General features: G+C 66.0%; 19 protein-coding genes, 3 tRNA genes and 1 pseudogene. 12 read left to right on the top strand and 11 right to left on the bottom strand.

What is annotated here, in order from left to right; translation table 11 throughout:
* Positions 1-215: 215 nt before the first annotated feature.
* Positions 216-1,403, bottom strand: a complete 1,188-nt coding sequence (locus B7R22_RS00515) for an SLC13 family permease (protein WP_116409874.1) — start codon at positions 1,401-1,403, stop codon at positions 216-218.
* A gap of 85 nt (positions 1,404-1,488) precedes the next feature.
* On the opposite strand from B7R22_RS00515, the gene B7R22_RS00510 reads away from it, so the two are divergent.
* Positions 1,489-2,166 (top strand): HAD hydrolase-like protein, encoded by a 678-nt coding sequence (locus B7R22_RS00510; RefSeq protein WP_116409873.1) that lies wholly within the window; start codon positions 1,489-1,491, stop codon positions 2,164-2,166.
* 74 nt (positions 2,167-2,240) lie between these two features.
* Positions 2,241-2,909, top strand: coding sequence for a peroxiredoxin-like family protein (locus B7R22_RS00505; protein WP_116409872.1), 669 nt, complete (start codon positions 2,241-2,243; stop codon positions 2,907-2,909).
* Positions 2,910-2,933: 24 nt separating this feature from the next.
* On the opposite strand, the gene B7R22_RS00500 is transcribed toward B7R22_RS00505, so the two are convergent.
* Positions 2,934-3,236 (bottom strand): helix-turn-helix domain-containing protein, encoded by a 303-nt coding sequence (locus B7R22_RS00500; protein ID WP_116409871.1) that lies wholly within the window; start codon positions 3,234-3,236, stop codon positions 2,934-2,936.
* 108 nt (positions 3,237-3,344) lie between these two features.
* On the opposite strand from B7R22_RS00500, the gene B7R22_RS00495 reads away from it, so the two are divergent.
* Positions 3,345-3,560 carry a hypothetical protein gene (locus tag B7R22_RS00495; protein WP_116409870.1) on the top strand — a complete coding sequence of 72 codons (216 nt, stop codon included), beginning with the start codon at positions 3,345-3,347 and terminating at the stop codon, positions 3,558-3,560.
* A gap of 61 nt (positions 3,561-3,621) precedes the next feature.
* Here B7R22_RS00495 and B7R22_RS00490 read toward each other — a convergent pair.
* A tRNA-Leu gene (locus tag B7R22_RS00490) sits at positions 3,622-3,708 on the bottom strand.
* A 198-nt stretch (positions 3,709-3,906) separates the two neighbouring features.
* On the opposite strand from B7R22_RS00490, the pseudogene B7R22_RS19625 reads away from it, so the two are divergent.
* The 7 genes and pseudogenes from B7R22_RS19625 to pknB all read left to right on the top strand — a co-directional run.
* Positions 3,907-4,614: pseudogene (locus tag B7R22_RS19625) on the top strand (FhaA domain-containing protein); the annotation flags it as partial.
* 377 nt (positions 4,615-4,991) lie between these two features.
* Positions 4,992-5,675, top strand: coding sequence for an FHA domain-containing protein FhaB/FipA (locus B7R22_RS00480; RefSeq protein WP_116409868.1), 684 nt, complete (start codon positions 4,992-4,994; stop codon positions 5,673-5,675).
* An 11-nt stretch (positions 5,676-5,686) separates the two neighbouring features.
* Positions 5,687-6,934, top strand: a complete 1,248-nt coding sequence (locus B7R22_RS00475; protein WP_116409867.1) for a PP2C family protein-serine/threonine phosphatase — start codon at positions 5,687-5,689, stop codon at positions 6,932-6,934.
* On the top strand, positions 6,927-8,333 hold the full coding sequence (locus B7R22_RS00470; protein WP_437184120.1) for an FtsW/RodA/SpoVE family cell cycle protein: 1,407 nt from the start codon (positions 6,927-6,929) through the stop codon (positions 8,331-8,333). The genes B7R22_RS00475 and B7R22_RS00470 overlap by 8 nt, the downstream gene beginning before the upstream one ends.
* Before the next feature lie 5 nt (positions 8,334-8,338).
* Entirely contained in the window at positions 8,339-9,793 is a 1,455-nt protein-coding gene (locus tag B7R22_RS00465) for a penicillin-binding transpeptidase domain-containing protein (protein WP_116409866.1), read from the top strand.
* Positions 9,790-11,637 carry a serine/threonine-protein kinase gene (locus B7R22_RS00460; protein ID WP_116409865.1) on the top strand — a complete coding sequence of 616 codons (1,848 nt, stop codon included), beginning with the start codon at positions 9,790-9,792 and terminating at the stop codon, positions 11,635-11,637. Before B7R22_RS00465 ends, B7R22_RS00460 begins: the two co-directional genes overlap by 4 nt.
* Before the next feature lie 89 nt (positions 11,638-11,726).
* Positions 11,727-13,478: a Stk1 family PASTA domain-containing Ser/Thr kinase gene (gene pknB / locus B7R22_RS00455; RefSeq protein ID WP_116409864.1), complete on the top strand. Its 1,752-nt coding sequence runs from the start codon at positions 11,727-11,729 to the stop codon at positions 13,476-13,478.
* Between the two features lie 31 nt (positions 13,479-13,509).
* Here pknB and B7R22_RS00450 read toward each other — a convergent pair whose 3' ends face one another.
* From B7R22_RS00450 to B7R22_RS00445, 3 genes are read right to left on the bottom strand one after another with little or no spacing between them, the layout of a single operon-like run.
* Positions 13,510-14,148 carry an anthranilate synthase component II gene (locus B7R22_RS00450; RefSeq protein ID WP_116409863.1) on the bottom strand — a complete coding sequence of 213 codons (639 nt, stop codon included), beginning with the start codon at positions 14,146-14,148 and terminating at the stop codon, positions 13,510-13,512.
* A complete protein-coding gene (locus B7R22_RS20035; RefSeq protein WP_301182579.1) occupies positions 14,145-14,270 on the bottom strand; it encodes a hypothetical protein in 126 nt (41 codons plus the stop codon). The genes B7R22_RS00450 and B7R22_RS20035 overlap by 4 nt, the downstream gene beginning before the upstream one ends.
* Before the next feature lie 39 nt (positions 14,271-14,309).
* On the bottom strand, positions 14,310-15,062 hold the full coding sequence (locus B7R22_RS00445; protein WP_253258791.1) for a class E sortase: 753 nt from the start codon (positions 15,060-15,062) through the stop codon (positions 14,310-14,312).
* Between the two features lie 265 nt (positions 15,063-15,327).
* Here B7R22_RS00445 and B7R22_RS00440 point away from each other — a divergent pair, with 265 nt between their 5' ends.
* Positions 15,328-15,567, top strand: coding sequence for a cell division protein CrgA (locus tag B7R22_RS00440; RefSeq protein WP_116409861.1), 240 nt, complete (start codon positions 15,328-15,330; stop codon positions 15,565-15,567).
* A gap of 159 nt (positions 15,568-15,726) precedes the next feature.
* Here B7R22_RS00440 and B7R22_RS00435 read toward each other — a convergent pair whose 3' ends face one another.
* Both B7R22_RS00435 and B7R22_RS00430 read right to left on the bottom strand, forming a co-directional pair.
* Positions 15,727-16,374: a rhomboid family intramembrane serine protease gene (locus B7R22_RS00435; RefSeq protein ID WP_253258790.1), complete on the bottom strand. Its 648-nt coding sequence runs from the start codon at positions 16,372-16,374 to the stop codon at positions 15,727-15,729.
* A 278-nt stretch (positions 16,375-16,652) separates the two neighbouring features.
* Positions 16,653-17,192 carry a peptidylprolyl isomerase gene (locus B7R22_RS00430; RefSeq protein ID WP_116409859.1) on the bottom strand — a complete coding sequence of 180 codons (540 nt, stop codon included), beginning with the start codon at positions 17,190-17,192 and terminating at the stop codon, positions 16,653-16,655.
* A 139-nt stretch (positions 17,193-17,331) separates the two neighbouring features.
* On the opposite strand from B7R22_RS00430, the gene B7R22_RS00425 reads away from it, so the two are divergent.
* Positions 17,332-17,862, top strand: a complete 531-nt coding sequence (locus B7R22_RS00425) for a hypothetical protein (RefSeq protein WP_116409858.1) — start codon at positions 17,332-17,334, stop codon at positions 17,860-17,862.
* A gap of 225 nt (positions 17,863-18,087) precedes the next feature.
* Here B7R22_RS00425 and B7R22_RS00420 read toward each other — a convergent pair.
* The 3 genes from B7R22_RS00420 to B7R22_RS00410 form a co-directional block, all read right to left on the bottom strand.
* Positions 18,088-18,160: transfer RNA gene (locus B7R22_RS00420), tRNA-Ala, on the bottom strand.
* Positions 18,161-18,214: 54 nt separating this feature from the next.
* A tRNA-Ile gene (locus B7R22_RS00415) sits at positions 18,215-18,288 on the bottom strand.
* A 63-nt stretch (positions 18,289-18,351) separates the two neighbouring features.
* The gene (locus B7R22_RS00410; protein ID WP_116281274.1) at positions 18,352-18,762 is read right to left on the bottom strand and encodes a DUF3566 domain-containing protein; all 411 of its coding nucleotides are present in this window, start codon (positions 18,760-18,762) and stop codon (positions 18,352-18,354) included.
* Position 18,763: the final 1 nt, after the last annotated feature.

Genomic DNA, 18,763 nt, shown 5'->3' with positions numbered 1-18,763 from the left:
GCGTCGCGGCGACCCTGAACAGCCGCCCCCGCCCCACCCTCGACTACGACACCCCAGCCACACGGCTGAACAGACTCCTCACCGAGGCAGCCTGACCCCCCAGTTGCAACCACCACTTGACGCCGCCGGTGGGTTTGGGGCGGATTTCGACTCCCGGATGGCGCCAGCCCGGCTGAGGGCGAGAGGGCTGGGGTGGGGGGCGGAGCTGGCCAGGGCTAGGAGGCGCCGGCGCTCAGCCAGAGCGCCAGCACCGCGAGCGGCACCGTCACGACAACCGCCACCAGACCGGCCAGCATGAAGCGGCCCCAGCGGATCGTCACCCCCTGCGACACCACCTTCTGGTGCCAGAGCAGGGTCGCAAGCGACGCCCACGGCGTGACGAGCGGCCCGAGGTTCACCCCGATCAGCAACGCGATGAGCCGCACCGGCGACCCCGCGGCCGGCTCCAGCACGAGGTAGGCCGGCAGGTTGTTGATGCCGTTCGCCGATACCACGCCGAGCCCGGCCAGCTGCAGCAGAGCGGGGAACGAGGAACCCGATCCGGCGACCGCCCCCACCACCGAACCGAGCCCGTGCACCTGCGCCGCCTCGACCAGCACGAAGAGGCCCGCCGCGATGCCGACGGGCGCCCACGGGATGAGCCCCACCCCGAGCGCCGACCGCCGCCGCAGTGCGAAGGCTGCGACCAGCACCACCGCGCCCCCGGTCGCCGGAATCCAGACCGGCAGCCCCGACACCAGCAGCGGCAGCAGCACGACCACCACGACGGCCGACACGATGAGCAGCACCCGGTCGTCGATGGATGCCCGTTCCGGAACCCGGTACGTGCCGCGGAGCTGCCGGCGGAACAGCAGCGTCAGCAGCACGACGGGCACGATGATGCCCACCAGAGCGGGCGCCCACACGATCGACGCGAAACCGAACGGCGACGCAAGGTCGACGCTCGACCCGGCAGGCGCGACGCTCGCGATCTTCGTCGCCGCCAGCAGGTTCGTGAGATTCGAGATCGGCAGCAGAAGCGACGCCGTGTTCGCCAACCACACCGTCGCGAGCGCGAACGGGATCGGCGGCAGTCCGGCATCGATCGCGAGCAGCACCACCACCGGCGTCACCAGCACCGCCGTCGTGTCGAGCGACAGAAAGATCGTGCTCAGGGTCGCCAGCACGATGACGAAGAGCCAGAGCATCCAGACCCGGCGGCCGCCGCGCCGCGCGAGCCACCCGGAGAGCACCGAGAACAGCCCCGCCCCAGCCGCCAGCTCGGTCACGATCGTGATCGCGACGACGAAGCCGAGCACCGGAACGACCCGGTCGGCGAGCGCAGCAGTATCCGCCCCCGGCAGCACGCCGGTGCCGGATACCACAGCTGCGGCGACGACGAGAGCGAGGCTCAGGATGCCCATGGCCGATGGTCTCGCGCGCCGGGGACGGGGGGATGCAGTGGTCTCGATCAGATGATTTTACACACGCGCCGTAGGATGTGGGTCGATGACTCACACACCTGTTGCACCCCAGAAACCGTGGTCGTGCATCCTCTTCGACCTCGACGGAACCATCACCGACTCGGCTCCCGGCATCATCGGCAGGCTCTCGCGTACGCTCCTCGCGCTCGGGCGACCCGTCCCGCCGCCCGCCGAACTGGTGCACTTCGTCGGCCCGCCCATCCTCGAGGGTTTCGAGCTCGTCGCCGGCATGAACGAGGCGGAGGCGCTCGAGGCCCTGCACATCTATCGCGGCCTGGCTGCGAGCGAGGGCCCGCAGGACGACGCGGTCACCTTCCCCGGCATGGTCGGATTGGTGAAGTTCCTGCACAAGGGCGGTATCCCACTGGCCATCACCACCTCGAAGTCGGAGGTCCAGGCGCACCGTATCCTCGAACACCTCGGGCTCGAACACGCGTTCGTGGTCATCACGGGCGCGAGCGAGGATGAGACCCGCAGCGCGAAGGCCGACGTGATCGACGAGGCACTGGCACGGCTGCGAGCGGCCGGCGTCGACCTGTCGAACCTGGTGCTCGTGGGTGATCGCATCCACGACATGGAGGGTGCCGCCGCGCACGGCATCCCGCCGATCATGGTGGAGTGGGGCTACGGATCCCCGGCCGAGGCGGTCGGCGCCATCGCGGTGGTGCACTCGGTGGACCAGCTGCGCGCGCTGCTGATCTAGCCCCCGCACCCCCGAGTGTGACGCCACGTTACGCGGCGCAGGTCAGGCAGGAAGCGCCGACGTATTGTCGACCCATGTCGAACGAATCAAGTACGCTAGCCGCCCAGGTCACCGAGTTCAACGAGGGCTTCGAAGCCCAGATCGGGCCTGACCTCTCCGCCGTCTTCGCCGCCGAGCAGGCAGCCCTCATCGCAAACGGAGTCCCCGCCGACGCCGTCGCCGTGGGCGACACCGTGCCCGACGGCGATCTCGTCACCCCCGAGGGCGGCAGCACGACGCTGTCGGCGGCGATCGGCGGGAGCCCCGCCGTGCTCGTGTTCTACCGCGGAGCCTGGTGCCCGTACTGCAACCTGACGCTGAAGACCTACCAGAAGGACTTGCTGCCCGCCCTCCGCGAGCAGGGCGTCGGCCTCATCGCCATCAGCCCACAGACTCCGGATGGATCGCGCGCGGCCGTCGAGGGCGGAGAGCTCGAGTTCACCGTGCTCTCCGACGCGTCGAACGCGCTCGTGCGCCAGCTCGGACTGCTCACCGAACCGAGTGCCGAGGCCCGCACGGCCCACACCGCCCTCGGCTTCGACGTGGCAGACAGTAACGCCGACGCGACGGGCGACCTCCCGTTCCCGACGGTGCTCATCGTCGACGCCGACCGCACGGTACGGTTCGCCGACGTGCACGTCGACTACACCACGCGCACCGAGGTCTCGACGATCCTCGAGGCGCTGGCAGGCGCCCGGGTCTGACGCGGCACGCAGAAGCGCCGCGGATCAGACCTGGCGGCGCTTCTGCTCGCGAATCAGGTCGGCAGCGGTGAACTTGTGCGTCCGACCCGGAATCATGTCGGTGGTCAGCCCGGTCACCCAGAGACCGGGATCCGTGTTCATCGCTCCAGCGAGCGCGACGATCGTCGACAGGCTCGGGTTGGTCTGGCCGCGCTCGATCTTGCCCACGTTCGTCACGTGCATCTCGGCCAGCTCAGCGACGTCCTCCTGGCTCAGCCCGAGGCGCTGCCGCGTCTCCTTCATGCGCTCACCGACGAGGCGCGCGGCTTCGGAGTGGGGTTCGGCCATACCTCAGGACTACCGGCCCGCCCACTCTGCAGCCAGAGCGCACACACTATATGCTTTTGGACCTCAAGATTGCAAGACCCTCTCGCGCCGAAAGCTAAGCTCGGAACCATGACCGACTCCGACCCTGCCGTCGCCCCCCGACGCTCCGCCCCCGCCACCCTGCTCGCCTACGGCTTCCTCATCCTTGCGTTCGGCCTGCTCGTCACGACCCTCGGCCTCGTCTTCAACGGCGCGATCGTTTCGTTCGGACTCGCCCTGGCCGCTTTCGGTGGCATGTTCGCCGCCTTCGGCGCCTTCATGACCTTCTTCTCGCGACGTTCCTGACGCCCCAGAAACTCAGAAGGCCCCCGAACCGGATTCACCGGTCGGGGGCCTTCTTCTGTGCTGGTGCGCGAAGGGGGACTTGAACCCCCACGTCCTTACGAACACACGGACCTGAACCGTGCGCGTCTACCAATTCCGCCACTCGCGCCAACTCAGCGAGATTAGCACTGATGCAGCCGAATCCGAAAACGAGCGGCCCGGGCATCCTCTCGTCCACAGGTCACAGATCTACCAGAAGATACTCACTGCAGGCCTTTAACACGTATGGCCAGTACTATCTGTCGTAGCATTCATGCCGGCACCTTGTGCACGACGCACCGTCGGGCACACAGAAAATGGGAGACGTGTGGGAATACTGGACAACTTCGAGAAAGGTCTCGAACGCGCTGTGAACGGCGTGTTCGCCAAGACCTTCCGCTCGGGGCTGCAGCCGGTTGAGATCAGCTCCGCCCTCAAGCGGGAGCTCGACACCAAGGCGGCCGTGGTCTCACGGGACCGCATCCTCGTGCCCAACAGCTTTCGCGTGCTGGTCGGTTCGAGCGATTTCCAGCGCATGAAGAGCCTCGGCCCGACCCTCGTCGACGAGCTCACGCAGGTGGTGCAGAAGCACGCCGGCGCGCAGGGCTTCCAGTTCGCCGGCAGCGTGAGTGTCACGCTGGTCGAGCAGCCGCGTCTGAGCGCGGGCCTGCTCGAGATCGAGAGTTCGACGGTGCAGCGCGATGTCGTCTGGGCTCCGGTTCTGGATGTCGCGGGCAAGCGCTACCCGATCACCCGCTCACGCACGGTCATCGGCCGTGGCCGCGAGGCCGACATCACCGTCGAGGACACCGGCATCTCCCGCAAGCACATCGAGATCCTCTGGGATGGCAGGCGTGCCGAGGTGCGGGACCTCGACTCGACGAACGGGTCGCAGCTGAACGGCCAGGCCGTCACCCGGGCTGTTGTCGAACCGGATTCCGTCATCCAGATCGGGCGCACCCGCGTGGTGTTCCGGGTTCTGGCCCAGGCCTCCGACGTGCAGGCCTTCGCCGAGGCCGAGCATCCCGCTCCCCGGAGGGATGACGCTCGAGCTGCCGTGCCTCCCGCCCAGCCGGCCGCAGTCGGCGCCTCGGCAGCCCCCGCCCCACCAGCCGCCGCCCCACCAGCTCCCGCCCCACTGCCTCCCGCACCCGAGCTCGCTCCGGCACCTGCTTCCCCCCGGCGGGCAGCAGCCGCGGCCGCCGACGAAGCCGAGCGGGCCGAGTCTCCACGGAAGGCCAAGCGGGCACCCCAGAGACCCCGCCGAGCCGACCGCGACGACAACAGCGACAATGCCGGCGCCCGCAACAGCGCAGCGGATGGAGCCGCCGACATCGACGCACCGTTCCCGCTCGACGAACCAGCACCGGAGAAGAACCAGCCGCCGGAGCCCGGCGGATTCCGGTGGAATCTATGAGCGAACTCACCCTCCTGATCCTGCGCTTCGGCTTTCTCGCACTGCTCTGGGTCTTCGTCTTCGTCATCGTGTACGCGATGCGCTCCGACCTGTTCGGCCAGCGTGTGCGCAAGATGCGCGACCCCGCGGGCACCGCGGCGTCGCCGCCGGCAGGCGCAGGCGCTCCCGGATTCTCCCCGCCGCCCGTCAATGCACCGGTCGGTGCGCCCCCTGTCCAGCCCCCCGCCGCCTCGCGTGGAGCCCAGGGCGTCGTCGTCGGGGCAGCTGCCTCCGCCGCCGGGCTGCCGGGAACGTCCCATCCTCCGACTCCTCCGCCGCAGTCGAAGGTGCCCGTCTTCACGCCGCTCGAAGGGTCCAGTGCCGGGGTGCATCCCCGTGCCACCACCAGCAACGCGCACAAGCTGGTCATCACCTCGGGCACGAAGGCGGGAACCGAGATCGAGCTCGGTGTCGACCCCCTCACCATCGGCCGTTCGACGGACTCGAGTGTGGTCATCCGCGACGACTACACCTCCACCCACCACGCGCGCCTCCTCAACTGGAACAACGAGTGGGTCATCCAGGATCTCGACTCCACCAACGGCACCTACCTCGACGGCAAGCGCGTCACCCAGCCCACTCCCGTCGCCCTCAACACCCCGGTCAGAATTGGTTCCACCAGTTTTGAACTTCGGCGCTAGGCGGCCCGGTCATGCCATTGGTGACGGAGAGCGCCGCGGTCTCCCATGTGGGCCGCGTGCGGGCGAACAACCAGGACAGCGGCTATGCCGGCCAATCCCTGTTCGCCGTTGCCGACGGCATGGGCGGCCACGCCGGCGGTGACGTCGCCAGCGCCCTGGCGCTGAACAAACTCCTCGAGATCGACGGCGAGTACAGTTCGGCCGTCGATGCAGAGTTCGCGCTGCAGGAGGCCATTGTCAGCGCGAACGCCATCCTTGCTGAAGCCGTGTACGAGCATCCGGAACTCACCGGAATGGGTACGACCCTCTCCGCACTGGTGCGGGTCGGCCACAGCGTCGCCCTCGCCCACATCGGCGACTCGCGCATCTACCGGTTCCGCGATGGCAAACTCACCCAGATCACCACCGACCACACCTTCGTGCAGCGCCTGGTCGACAACGGGCGCATCACCGCCGAGGAGGCCAAGGTGCATCCGCGGCGCTCGGTGCTGATGCGGGTGCTCGGCGATGTCGACTCCACCCCCGACGTCGACCTGCAGGTGATGGACACCCGGCCTGGTGACCGCTGGCTGCTCTGCTCCGACGGGCTGACCGGTGTGGTCGACAACGACGACATCGCGAAAGCCCTCACAGAGAACCCGGCCCCTCAGGCCGTCGCAGACATGCTCGTCACAGAGAGCCTCGACCACGGGGCACCGGACAACGTCACCGTCGTCGTCGTCGACATCAGCGAGTCCTTCACCGGCAGCACCTACATCCCGCAGACCGTGGGAGCGGCGTCCCGGCCTGTCGCCTACGGTGGCGCGCAGGGCCGCAAGTCGTCACGGATGCCCGGGCTCCGCCTGCACCCGAGAGGCAGCGGTTCCCAGGAACCGTCGCACTTCGAGGCGCAGGGCGACGACTACCTCGACGAGCTGATCGACGAAGACCGCCGCCGCAGCCGCAAGCGGAAGGTCACCTGGCTGATCGGCAGCATAATCGTGGTGCTGGTGATCGCAGCGAGCCTGCTGCTCGCCTACCAGTGGACGCAGTCGCGCTACTTCGTCGGCCAGACGAACGGCCACGTTGCGATCTACCAGGGCGTTCAGCAGACTCTGGGGCCGATCACCCTCTCTCATGTGTACGAAGACACCGGCATCAGCGTCGACAAACTGCCGATGTACATGCAGACCCAGGTGCAGAACACGATCAGCGCCGATTCGATCGATGCCGCGCGGGCGACCGTGCAGAGCATCAGCCTGACGGTGCCGAGTGGCTAGCGACGGCGGAGTGGTGGCGGCATCCACCACAGAGGCGGCCCCGGCGACCAAGCCGGTGCGTCGCATCCATGTGCCTGAAAAGCTCCGCAACCTCGAGATCTTCCTTCTCCTCCTCGCCTGCCTCGTGAACGCGGGCGCCGTGGTGCTCGTGCAGCTCGGCGCGGAAGGCGCCGTGGACTACGGGCAGGTCGCCCTGCTCGGTGCCGGCCTCTCTGTGCTCGTGATCGGCGCCCACATCGCGCTGCGGTTCGTCGCGCCCAATGCCGATCCGTTCATCCTCCCGATCGCCACCCTCCTGAACGGCATCGGCATCGCCGAGATCTACCGCATCGACCTGCAGATCCCGGGGTCGACGGGCTGGGACAGCACGGCCGTCCGCCAGGTCGTCTGGAGCGCCATCGCGATCATCGCGGCTCTCGTCGTGATCATCGCGCTCCGCAACCACCGGGTGCTGCAGCGGTACACCTACGTCTTCATGGCCCTGTCGGGCGTGCTGCTCGTTCTGCCGCTCCTGCCCGGGATCGGCAAGGAGATCTACGGGGCCCGGGTCTGGATCGGAATCGGCCCGCTCAGCTTCCAGCCGGGCGAGGTCGCCAAGATCGCCCTGGCGATCTTCTTCGCCGGGTATCTCGTCTCCCGACGTGACAGCCTCTCGGTCGTCGGTCGCAAGTTCCTCGGCATGCGTTTCCCGCGCGGGCGCGACCTCGGCCCCATTCTCGTCATCTGGGCCGCCTCGATGTCGGTCATCATCTTCCAGCGCGACCTGGGAACGGCCCTGCTCTACTTCGGGCTCTTCGTCGTGATGATCTACGTTGCGACGGCCCGGCTCAGCTGGGTGATCATCGGCGTCGGGCTGTTCCTCGGCGGCGCTCTCATCGCCAGCCGGGTGCTCGTCTACGTGAACGACCGGTTCTCGAACTGGCTCGATCCCTTCTCCACGACGAACTACGACGCCCAGGGCGGCAGTTACCAGCTCGTTCAGGGCTTGTTCGGCCTGGCGAACGGCGGGCTCATCGGCACCGGCCTCGGCCAGGGCCAGCCCGACATCACCCCCCTCGCCCAGAGCGACTACATCGTCGCAAGCCTCGGCGAGGAGCTCGGGATGGCCGGCCTGTTCGCGATCCTCGCCCTCTACCTGCTCTTCATCGCACGGGGGCTCCGGATCAGCTTCGCCGGCACAGACGACTTCGGTCGGCTGCTCGGGATCGGCCTCACCTTCGTCATCGCGCTGCAGTGCTTCATCGTCATCGGCGGCGTCACCCGGGTCATCCCGCTCACCGGCCTCACGACCCCGTTCCTCGCAGCCGGCGGGTCCTCCCTCGTCGCGAACTGGATCATCGTCGCGCTGCTGCTCCGCCTGTCGGACACCGTCCGCAATCAACCCAGGCTGGTGGTCTAGAGCCCATGAACCGCGAACTCAAACGTGTGACCATCGTCATCCTGGCAATGTTCGCCGCACTCTTCCTGTCGGTCACGACAATCCAGTTCTTCTCAGCGGATGCCCTGGCCGGCGATTCCCGCAACGCGCGCACAATCAACAACAGCTACTCGAACCAGCGCGGGGCGATCCTCGTCGACGGGCAGCCAATCGCCCAGAGCGTGCCCTCTGCCGACCAGTACAAGTACCAGCGCACCTACACGAACGGGCCGCTCTACAGCGCCATCACGGGGTATTACACCCTCGACCAGGGTTCGAGCGGCATCGAGGACGCCCTCGACCAGGAGCTCAGCGGTACCTCCGGATCGCAGTTCCTCAGCCAACTGAACAACATCGTCACCGGCCAGAACCCCCAAGGCGCCTCTGTGGAGCTGACCATCGACCCGAAGGTGCAGCAAGCCGCCTACGACGCCCTCGGCGACCTGCAGGGCGCCATCGTGGCCGTCGAACCGAAGACGGGGCGCATCCTCGCCATGGTCTCGAAGCCCGACTACGACCCCAATGTGCTCGCCGCGCACGACACCGACTCTGTGATCGCGCAGTACAACGCGCTCATCGCCGACTCCGGCAACCCCCTGATCAACCGCACGCTCAACGGCAACTTCGATCCGCCCGGCTCGACCTTCAAGATCGTCACCTCCTCCGCCGCCCTGCAGAATGCCGGCCTGACCGAAGACCACCAGTTGCCCAATCCGGCTCTCTACCACCTGCCTGAGAGCGATCGAACCGTACAGAATGCGGGCGGTGGAACATGCGGCCCCGGCGACACGGTCAGCATCAAGACCGCCTTCGTTCTCTCCTGCAACATCCCGATGGCGGAACTCGGCGTCGAGATGGGCCAGAAGGGCCTCACCGACATGGCGAAGGCCTACGGATACAACTCGGGGTTCGATACACCCATCCCCGTGCAGGCCAGCCAGTTCCCGCCCCTGGAGGACGACGCAACGCTCGCGCTCTCGTCGTTCGGCCAGGCCAGCGTGCGGGCATCCCCGATGCAGATCGTCGAGCAGTCGATGGCGGTGGCGAACGCGGGAACAATCATGCAGCCCAACCTCGTCGACGACGTCCGTGCGCCCGACCTGACCGTTCTGAAGCAGTTCGAGCCGAAGACCCTCTCGCAACCGATCACTTCGGTAACAGCTTCGACACTTTCCTCGTGGATGGTCGAGGCTGTCAATTCCGGCGCAGCGACTAATGCAAGAATAGAGGGAGTCAGTGTGGCCGGGAAGACGGGAACAGCGGAGAACGGGACGGGCGATCCGTACACCCTCTGGTTCACAGGTTTCGCTCCTGCAGACAACCCACAGGTTGCAGTTGCAGTAGTGGTACAAAATGGCGGCGGACTAGGTGAATCCGGGTCAGGCAACGAAGTTGCTGCTCCGATCGCCAAAAAAGTACTTGAGGCGGTGCTGAACAAATGAGACCCACAGCAGGGCTCACCTTCGGGGGAAGGTACGAGCTTTCCACGCGTATCGCGATCGGTGGAATGGGCGAGGTCTGGCAGGCGACCGACCTCGTCATCGGTCGGAACGTCGCTATCAAGATCCTGAAAGACGAGTACCTCGGCGACCCGGGCTTCCTCGAACGCTTCCGCGCCGAGGCACGCCACGCGGCCCTCGTGAACCACGAAGGCATTGCCAACGTGTTCGACTACGGCGAAGAAGAGGGCAGTGCCTACCTCGTCATGGAACTCGTCCCGGGCGAAGCGCTGTCGGTCATCCTCGAGCGGGAGCACGTGCTCTCGACCGACCGGGTGCTCGACATCGTCGCGCAGACGGCATCCGCTCTCCAGGCCGCCCACAACGCCGGTCTCGTGCACCGTGACATCAAGCCGGGCAACCTGCTGATCACACCCGATGGCCGCGTGAAGATCACCGACTTCGGCATCGCCCGCATCGCAGACCAGGTGCCGCTCACGGCAACGGGCCAGGTGATGGGAACCGTGCAGTACCTCTCACCCGAACAGGCGAGCGGTCAGTCCGCATCATCCACCACCGACATCTACTCGCTCGGCATCGTCGCCTACGAGTCCCTGGCCGGCAAGCGCCCGTTCACCGGAGAGTCCCAGGTCGCGATCGCGATGGCGCAGATCAACGATGCGCCCCCGCCCCTCCCGACGAGCATCCCCGAACCCGTGCGGAACCTGGTGCTCAGCTGCATCGCCAAGAAGCCGGCCGACCGTCCGGCTTCGTGTGCAGCTCTTGCTCGCGCCGCCACGGCGCTCCGCCAGGGCGACATCGCGCTGGCGGCTGCTGCCGTACCCGCCATTCTCGGCAGCGGGTCCGCCCCGGCCGACACCGCCACCATGCTGATGCCCACCGCTGGAGGCGATGCGGCAGATCCGACCCAGGCGACGACCGTGCTCGGCACGGCCGGTGCTGCGGGGGCGGGTGCGGCATTCGGTTCGCTGATCGGCGGCGCCGGTACCGGATCCGGCACACCCAACGGCCCCGCAACGGCATCCCTCCTCGCCGCTGACGGTGACGACGGTGAACCGGTCAAGAAGTCGAGGAGCCCGTGGACCTGGCCGCTCATCGTGCTGATCATCATCCTCGTGCTCGTTCTGGGTGGCACGATCTTCGCTCTGGCGACGAACAACAGTTCGAACGGTGCCACTCCGGCGACCGGCACGACGACTCCCGCATCCTCGCCCGCTCCGAGTTCCCCGGCGCCGACCACCCCGTCGCCGACTGCCACCCCCAACACCGTGGTCGTCAACGAGGCGGATCTGAAGGGCAAGTCGTTCGACCAGGCCGCCGCGGTGCTCTCCGCACTGGGCCTCGGAGCCGAGCGCGTCACGAAGAACTCCGCCCCGAGCACCGACCTCGTCGACGTGGTCTACTCGGTCAGCCCCGTCGGCAACATCGCGAAGGGAACGACCATCAACCTCACCGTCTACGGTGACGCGGTGGCCCCACCCACTCCGACCTCCACTCCCACGGCAACGCCGAAGACGGTCACCACCGGTGCCGAGTTCCGGCTGGCCTGGGGCGCCTACAGCTGCCCGTCGGGCACGAACCTCACGAGCTACGACCTCGATGCCGGTGGGGCGACGGTGAACATCCAGCCCGGAACCACTCCGGGTGCCGCACTCACCGCGCCGGCCACGGCAGGCCCGATCACCATCAGCTACAAGGTGACCTGCACGGCGACCGGAGCATCGAGCGGATTGCAGTCAGAGTCCTCGCCGGCCCTCGAACTCACCATCTCCGCCCCGACAACCCCGACGCCGTCGGCGACTCCCTCGTCACCGGCCAAAGGGTGATCCCTTCCACCGTTCGTCCAGCATGAGACCGTCCTTCCGCCACCTGACCCCGTACTGGCCTTCCGGCCAACAGAGCATGGAGCCTCACCGTGACCGATGACAATCGCCTTCTTGCCGGGCGATACCGCATTGGTGAGATCATCGGCCGCGGAGGGATGTCCAATGTCTACGTCGGTCGCGACGAGCGGCTCGGCCGACCGGTGGCGATCAAGCTCCTGAAGTCATCGCTCGCCGGTGATCCGATCTTCCGTACCCGGTTCCGGCAGGAGGCGCAGGCCGCCTCACGGATGGCGCATCCGACCATCGTGCGCGTCTTCGATGCGGGCGAGGAGCGCGTCGCCGAGACGGGGGGCAGCGAAGCCATCGTGCCCTTCATCGTGATGGAGTACGTGCAGGGCATCCTGCTGAAGGACCTCATTCGACAGGGCCCCGTCGATCCGGCGGAGGCCGTGCGGATCACCGACGGCATCCTCACCGCGCTCGAGTACTCGCACCGCGCCGGGGTCGTGCACCGCGATATCAAGCCCGGCAACATCATGCTCACCACCTCCGGCCAGGTGAAGGTGATGGACTTCGGGATCGCCCGTGCCATCTCGGACTCCTCGGCCACGGTCGCCCAGACCACCGCCATCCTCGGAACGGCTCAGTACTTCTCGCCGGAGCAGGCGCGCGGTGAGTCGGTGGATGCCCGCACCGACCTGTACTCGACCGGCATCGTGTTGTTCGAACTCCTCACCGGCCGTGCGCCGTTCCGGGGCGAGACCCCGGTTGCGGTCGCCTACCAGCACGTCAGCGAGGCCCCGGTGGCGCCCAGCTCGATCAACCCGAAGGTGTCTCCGGCGCTCGATCAGGTGGTCGCTCATGCGCTGGCCAAAGACAAGTTCGCACGGTTCCAGAGTGCCGCCGACTTCAAGGTCGACCTGCAGATCGCCGGTGCCGGGAAGATCCCCTCGAAACGCCTTCCGAAGGAGGACTTCCAGTCCTCGCTCTTCGGCGCTCCGCCGACCCTGACCGCCGGATCCGACACTGCACTGACGCAGCTCGCCGGCGACGACGAGTACACGGTGCGCACCCAGTCCCGTCCGCCGGTGATCTGGATCTGGGCCGGCATCATCGCTGTCGCGGTGATCCTCATCTCCATCCTGTTCTGGGTGTTCGGGCTCAAAGAGGGCAACCCGATCTCGACCGTCTATCCGGTGGTTCCCGTGACGACAGGCCAGACGTACGACAGCGCGAACGCGACGCTGCAACAGCTGGATCTCGTGACCCAACGGTACGACGTGAACGACGCAACCGTCCCGACGGGTGAGGTGGTGCGCACCGATCCCAATGCGGGCACCGTCGTGCAACCGAAGACCCTCATCAGCGTCTACGTGTCGCTCGGCCCGAAGCCGGTCTCCATGCCGAGCGTCGTGGGCAGCACCGTCGCAGCGGCGACGCCGACGATCACAGCGCTCGGGATGACGGTCGGAGCCACGACGAAGCAGAACTCGGCCACCATCGCCGCCGACGTCATCATCAGCACGACCCCGGCGGCTGGAACGCAGAGCTTCGCCGGGAACACGGTGACGTTCGTGGTGTCGAACGGTCTCGTGACCGTACCGAACGTCGTGAACGTGCCCCTCGACCAGGCCACCGTCGCCCTGCAGGCGATCAGTTACCGTGTGAGCGCCGCAGCAGACGACACCTGCGCGGCCAGCGGCCAGAGCCCTGTCACGAACCAGTCCATCGCGGCTGGGGACGGCCCGCAGTCGGCAGACATCACTCTCACCTACTGCACGGGCGCTCCGCCGCCTCCACCGACGTCCACGCCCACGCCATCGGCCACACCCGCGGGCTGAACCGTGGCCGGCAGGGCCCGGCCTGGAAAGTTCAGCCGATCCGAACCAGCGGGCTGAGGCCGTCAGCGGCCTCCTGTGCCGAGGCAAGACCCGCGACGCCGAGCCAGTTGGCGAGCATCCGGTAGCCACCTTCGGTAAGCACCGACTCGGGGTGGAACTGCACTCCGAAGACAGGCGCACTCAGGTGCCTGAGGCCCATGATCACGCCGCCCTCCGTGCGTGATGTCACGACGAGGACGTCGGGCACCGTTCCGTCGACCACGGCGAGCGAGTGGTACCGGGTCGCCAGGAAGTTCTGGCCAACGCCCTCGTAGAAGGGGCTCTGGTCGTGCACGATCACCGATGTCTTGCCGTGCATCAGCTCCTCGGCGTTGGTGACCGTCGCGCCCATCGCCTCCGCAATGGCCTGGTGCCCGAGGCACACTCCGAGTAGCGGCTTCGCCGAGGCGATTGCCGCGTGCACGATGGCGATCGAGACCCCGGCGTCCGATGGCTTGCCCGGCCCGGGGGAGATCAGCACAGCGTCGTAATTCTCCAGAGCGGCAGCGGCATCCTCCACGGTGAAGGCATCGTTCCTGACGACGGTCGTCTCAGCACCGAGCTGGTGCAGGTAGCCGTTCAGCGTATAGACGAAACTGTCGTAGTTGTCGATGACGAGCACGTGGGTCATGGATCAACCGTAACGGGTTGGCCGGGTGTCAACAGCGCGTCGACGAACGGGAAGACCCAGGTCGAGAGGGCGAACAGGATGATCGCCAGTGCGACGACGAGCATCAGGATGCGTAGCCACACGGGCCCGGGAAGCACTCTCCACAGCGAACCGTACACGGATCACGCCCCCTTTCCGGTGAGGCCCGCGATCTCAGCGGGGGCACCCGCACTCCGGGGAGTGAACGAGTCGAGCACACCATAGGCGATGATCCGCTCAGACGCGATGTACAGGGGATTGCAGCTCGTCAACGTGATGAGCCGGTCGGTGGGCGCAGCATCCGGAACCTGGGGTACCGCGCCCAGCACGTCGACACCCTCGGGCGTGACGTACTCGGTGTCGCGATAGCGGTAGGTGTACCACCCGTCCTGCGTCTCGACGTAGATGGGGTCACCGATCTTCAGCTCGTTGATCTTGATGAACGGGCTGCCCCAGCCGTCGCGGTGGGCGGCGATCGCGAAGTTGCCCATGGCACCCGGCATCGCGCTCTGTTCGTAGTGGCCGGCGCCGCCGGCGTTCAGCACCGCTTTGGCATCCACACCCTCTGCAATGGTGCGCTTGTAGTCCGCGCCGAACCGGGGTACGTAGAGAACGGCGAACTGCTTCGTCTCGGCGGGCGCTGCCATCACGACCGGAGCCACACCGCTCGATCCGTCTGCGGGCGGAGCGCCGGTCGACGCAGCCGGATCGGTGTTCGCGGGAGCAACAGGCCCGACAGGCGACGCGTTCCACTGCTGGGAGAGGCCAGAGGCCTCATTCGTCTGCGCGTTGTTCAGGGCGATGCCCTGAATCCAGAGCTGCCAGCCGAGAAAGAGGAAGACGAGCACCCCGGCGGTGACGAGCAGCTCACCGGCAACGCCGATCGCGCTCCGCACCACAGATCGCGACCGCCCACGGTTGTCGCGGGGCCGCTTGTCGCTGCTGGGCTCCGACGCGGGCCGGTCTGTCGGCTCCCCCTCTGGAGCTGACGACTCTCTGCGAGCGCGTCGCTCTGGCTCGGGCTCGCCCGGAAGAAGTGAGAATATATCTGTCACGCCGGCCATCTTAGAAGAACTGGATCGCGGGATGCTGAATCCATGCCCAGCGTATCAAGGGTCTACATCCTGCAGGCCGCCAGTATTCCCAGCTAGAATCATGGGCATGGCCCGCGAAAAGACCCGTTCCCAGCAAGTCGTTCAGAGAACGAGTGATGAGTCGCGCCCGAATCCGGTCTGGTTCAAGCCCGTGATGTTCGGCTTCATGCTCCTCGGCCTCACCTGGATCATCGTGTTCTACGTGAGCCAGGGCGTGCTGCCCGTTCCGGGTCTCGGCAGCTGGAACATCCTCATCGGCTTCGGAATCGCGTTCATTGGCTTCCTCATGACGACCCGCTGGCGCTGACCTGCCGATCGCGGTAACCACCCTCACAACCTCGGTCTAATTACACGGGTGTAATTATCCCCAATGTTAATAAACCTGTGGATAACTTGTCTGATTCCACAATTTTGTGCACAGGTGCCTGTGGACAACTCAGGAGTCGCACACCTCGGGAGTTGACTCTTAGACGAGTGAACGGACGGCCGTGATCGCGATGAGCACGACGAGCACCGCCGCCGTCAGCAGTATCTGCGTGGGCTGGCGCCGCCTCTGCCGCGTCTCGATGTAGATCAGTCCGACGAGGCCACCCGCGATCAGACCGCCAACATGGGCCTGCCAGGAGATTCCCGGGATGATGAACCCGATGGCCAGGTTGAGCACGACCAACACGATCAGCTGCGACGTGTTGCCGCCGAGCTTCCGCGAGATGATGAAGAACGCAGCCATCAGACCGAAGATCGCACCCGATGCGCCGATGACCGGCTGGCCGGGGCCGTTGAGGAGGTCGACCGACAGCGCACCTCCCACCGCGGAAATTACGTACAGTGCAAGGAAACGCCAACGACCGATCATCGGCTCGAGGATCCGCCCGAAGATGTAGAGCGAATACATGTTGAAGAGAATGTGCAGGATCGTGAACGGCGAGCTGATCGAGAACGGCGTGTGCACGAGCGCGTACGTGACCATGCGCCACGGTTCGAAACCGACCGCGTAGCCCGCGCCGGGCTGCACATAGGCACCGGCGAACTGCAGGGCACCGGTCACACCCAGTCCCGGTATCGCCTGCAGGATGAACACGAACACCGTGACAGCCATGATGGCGTACGTCACCACAGGGCTGCCCGAGGACCGGCTGGCCGATCGCGCCGCCCTGACGAAGGCGGGCCGACGCTTGTACTGGCCCCCCTGCCTGGCCTCCCGCGCACAGTCCACGCAATGCACCCCGACCGCGGCCTGGACGGAACACTCCGGGCAGACCGTCTTTCCGCACCGCTGGCAGAGGATGTAGCTCTGCCGATCGGGATGGCGATAGCAGACGTTCGAGGACGTCTCGGGAACGGATGTCACGGCAGGACCACCACGCGTTGCCGGCTGCTCGACCGCCTCACTTACGCGTCGGCGACCTCGACGCTCTCGATCACGATGGCGTCGAGGGGGCGGTCGTACGAGTCTGTGGCGACTGCTGCAAGCTTGTCGACGATGCGCCGTGAAGAGTCATCGGCGACCTCGCCGAAGATCGTGTGCTTGCCCTGGAGCCAGGTCGTGGCGCCGACGGTGATGAAGAACTGGGATCCGTTGGTTCCCTGGCCACCCTGGATGCCGGCATTGGCCATGGCGAGGATGTAGGACTCGGTGAAGTCGAGGTCGGGGCTGATCTCGTCGTTGAAACGGTAGCCGGGGCCGCCGGTGCCGTTGCCGAGCGGGTCGCCACCCTGGATCATGAAGCCCGGGATGATGCGGTGGAAGATGCTGCCGTCGTAGAGCTTGGCGTTCGTGGCCGTTCCCGTCTTCGGGTCCGTCCATTCACGGGAGCCCTGCGCGAGCTCGACGAAGTTCTTGACAGTCTGAGGAGCGTGGTTGCCGAAGAGGTTGACGGTGATGTCGCCGAGATTCGTGTGGAGAGTCGCGACGTGGGTGTGCTTGGCCATGGCTCAATTCTCACACATGGGCTGGCGCACACAGTCAAGGGTCAGCGTAAAGTCGGATGATAGTCAGGTCTCGATGTCCGGCCGCGCTGCATTGCGTGGCAAGATTGTTCCGACCGCGTTCAGCCGATGGAGGTTTCTGATGAGTCTCACCCGTAAACGCCAGAAGGCGCTCAAGAATCTGCGTTCGAGTGCAGACAAGCTCTGGAGTGACCAGCAGGAGATTCTGGACCGTGCCAATCACGTAGCCCGCGAGGCAAAGCTCCAGCTTGGCGAATACACCAAGGAAGAGGTCGTGCCCCGGGTTCGCACCGCAACGAAGAGCGCGTCCGACTCCATTGCGCAGTCGACAGCGCACAGCCTTGCTTCCGTGAAGGTCGCAAGCGACCAGGCCAAGAAGAAGTTCAACTCCGATGTTCTTCCCGCCATCGGTGGCGGTCTCGCCTCGGCTGCCGGGGCCGTGGGCCTGAGTGACAACAAGACCGTCAAGGGCGCAATCGCCAAGGTGAGCCCGAAGGCTGCGAAGAAGTCGTCGCACGCCGGCACCTACGTCGCTCTCGTCACCGGTGCTATCGCCCTGGTGGGTATCGGCTACGCCGTCTGGCAGACGTTCCGCGCCGACGACGAGCTGTGGATCTCCGAAGACGAGATCGACACCCCCACAGCCTCCTGACCCCAGGCACAAAGAGAGAACCCCGACCCTTCACAGGGGCCGGGGTTCTCTTTTTGTCTTGCGACCGTCGAGCATCGGTGGAAGAAGTTGGGAAAAGCGTGGCGCCCGCGCGCGGCGCGCTTTCCCCGCGTTCGCCGGGCAGGGACCGGTGAAGCCAGCAATAAACATCGAGCGACACGCGAACGAAAAAGGACCGGCCTGCTGGCCGGTCCTTTTTTGTTCGCGTGGAGCCTAGGAGAATCGAACTCCTGACCTCCTGCTTGCAAAGCAGGCGCTCTACCAATTGAGCTAAGGCCCCGGTGCCGTGACAAAACGCGATTGCACAGCAATCACACTGTTTAACGAACACGGGTGGGGGTACCGGGATTTGAACCTGGGACCTCTTCATTATCAGTGAAGCGCTCTAACCAACTGAGCTATACCCCCGTTTGAGCCGTTGCCCTCCCCGGATCTCTCCGGGAAACGCAACTTTACGATCTTACCCAAAACCTACTTGTTTGTGAAACCGAGCATCACTCCGCCGGTGATCTTCACCGTCAGGTTGTACAGAACGGCTGCGATCGCGCCCAGCGCAGTAATCACGATCACGTCGAGGATCGCAACGATTATCGCGAATCCCATCACCTGGCCGAGCGACGCGAATTCGTTGATGTTGAAGTTGCTGCCCGTTCCGGCGATCTCTGTGAGCACCTTGTTCACGGAATCGAAGACCCCGGTCTGGTTCAGTAACGACCAGATCAGGAACGTCGCGACAACGGTGACAATACCGAGGATGATCGACCAGAGGAACGACAGCTTCAGGATCGACCAGAAGTCGACGTACACCAGGCGTAGGCGCACCTGCTTGGCTTGGGCGGGGCGTGATGACTTCTTGGCGAGCTTCTCGGCCACATTACTCATG

The sequence above is a fragment of the Subtercola boreus genome (genome assembly GCF_003399635.1).
GTDB classification, from domain to species: domain Bacteria; phylum Actinomycetota; class Actinomycetes; order Actinomycetales; family Microbacteriaceae; genus Subtercola; species Subtercola boreus_B.
Note: the sequence above shows the minus strand (reverse complement) of the source record. Positions and strands in the feature narration are given on the sequence as shown.

What these genes read in the sequence shown, in the direction of transcription:
- B7R22_RS00410 (WP_116281274.1), bottom strand. Translation starts at nt 18,762, where the DNA reads ATGAGTAATGTGGCCGAGAAGCTCGCCAAGAAGTCATCACGCCCCGCC.
- B7R22_RS00500 (WP_116409871.1), bottom strand. Translation starts at nt 3,236, where the DNA reads ATGGCCGAACCCCACTCCGAAGCCGCGCGCCTCGTCGGTGAGCGCATG.
- B7R22_RS00475 (WP_116409867.1), top strand. Translation starts at nt 5,687, where the DNA reads ATGCCATTGGTGACGGAGAGCGCCGCGGTCTCCCATGTGGGCCGCGTG.
- B7R22_RS00440 (WP_116409861.1), top strand. Translation starts at nt 15,328, where the DNA reads ATGGCCCGCGAAAAGACCCGTTCCCAGCAAGTCGTTCAGAGAACGAGT.
- B7R22_RS00510 (WP_116409873.1), top strand. Translation starts at nt 1,489, where the DNA reads ATGACTCACACACCTGTTGCACCCCAGAAACCGTGGTCGTGCATCCTC.
- B7R22_RS00515 (WP_116409874.1), bottom strand. Translation starts at nt 1,403, where the DNA reads ATGGGCATCCTGAGCCTCGCTCTCGTCGTCGCCGCAGCTGTGGTATCC.
- B7R22_RS00450 (WP_116409863.1), bottom strand. Translation starts at nt 14,148, where the DNA reads ATGACCCACGTGCTCGTCATCGACAACTACGACAGTTTCGTCTATACG.
- B7R22_RS00495 (WP_116409870.1), top strand. Translation starts at nt 3,345, where the DNA reads ATGACCGACTCCGACCCTGCCGTCGCCCCCCGACGCTCCGCCCCCGCC.
- B7R22_RS00465 (WP_116409866.1), top strand. Translation starts at nt 8,339, where the DNA reads ATGAACCGCGAACTCAAACGTGTGACCATCGTCATCCTGGCAATGTTC.
- B7R22_RS00460 (WP_116409865.1), top strand. Translation starts at nt 9,790, where the DNA reads ATGAGACCCACAGCAGGGCTCACCTTCGGGGGAAGGTACGAGCTTTCC.
- B7R22_RS00505 (WP_116409872.1), top strand. Translation starts at nt 2,241, where the DNA reads ATGTCGAACGAATCAAGTACGCTAGCCGCCCAGGTCACCGAGTTCAAC.
- B7R22_RS00430 (WP_116409859.1), bottom strand. Translation starts at nt 17,192, where the DNA reads ATGGCCAAGCACACCCACGTCGCGACTCTCCACACGAATCTCGGCGAC.
- B7R22_RS00480 (WP_116409868.1), top strand. Translation starts at nt 4,992, where the DNA reads ATGAGCGAACTCACCCTCCTGATCCTGCGCTTCGGCTTTCTCGCACTG.
- B7R22_RS00425 (WP_116409858.1), top strand. Translation starts at nt 17,332, where the DNA reads ATGAGTCTCACCCGTAAACGCCAGAAGGCGCTCAAGAATCTGCGTTCG.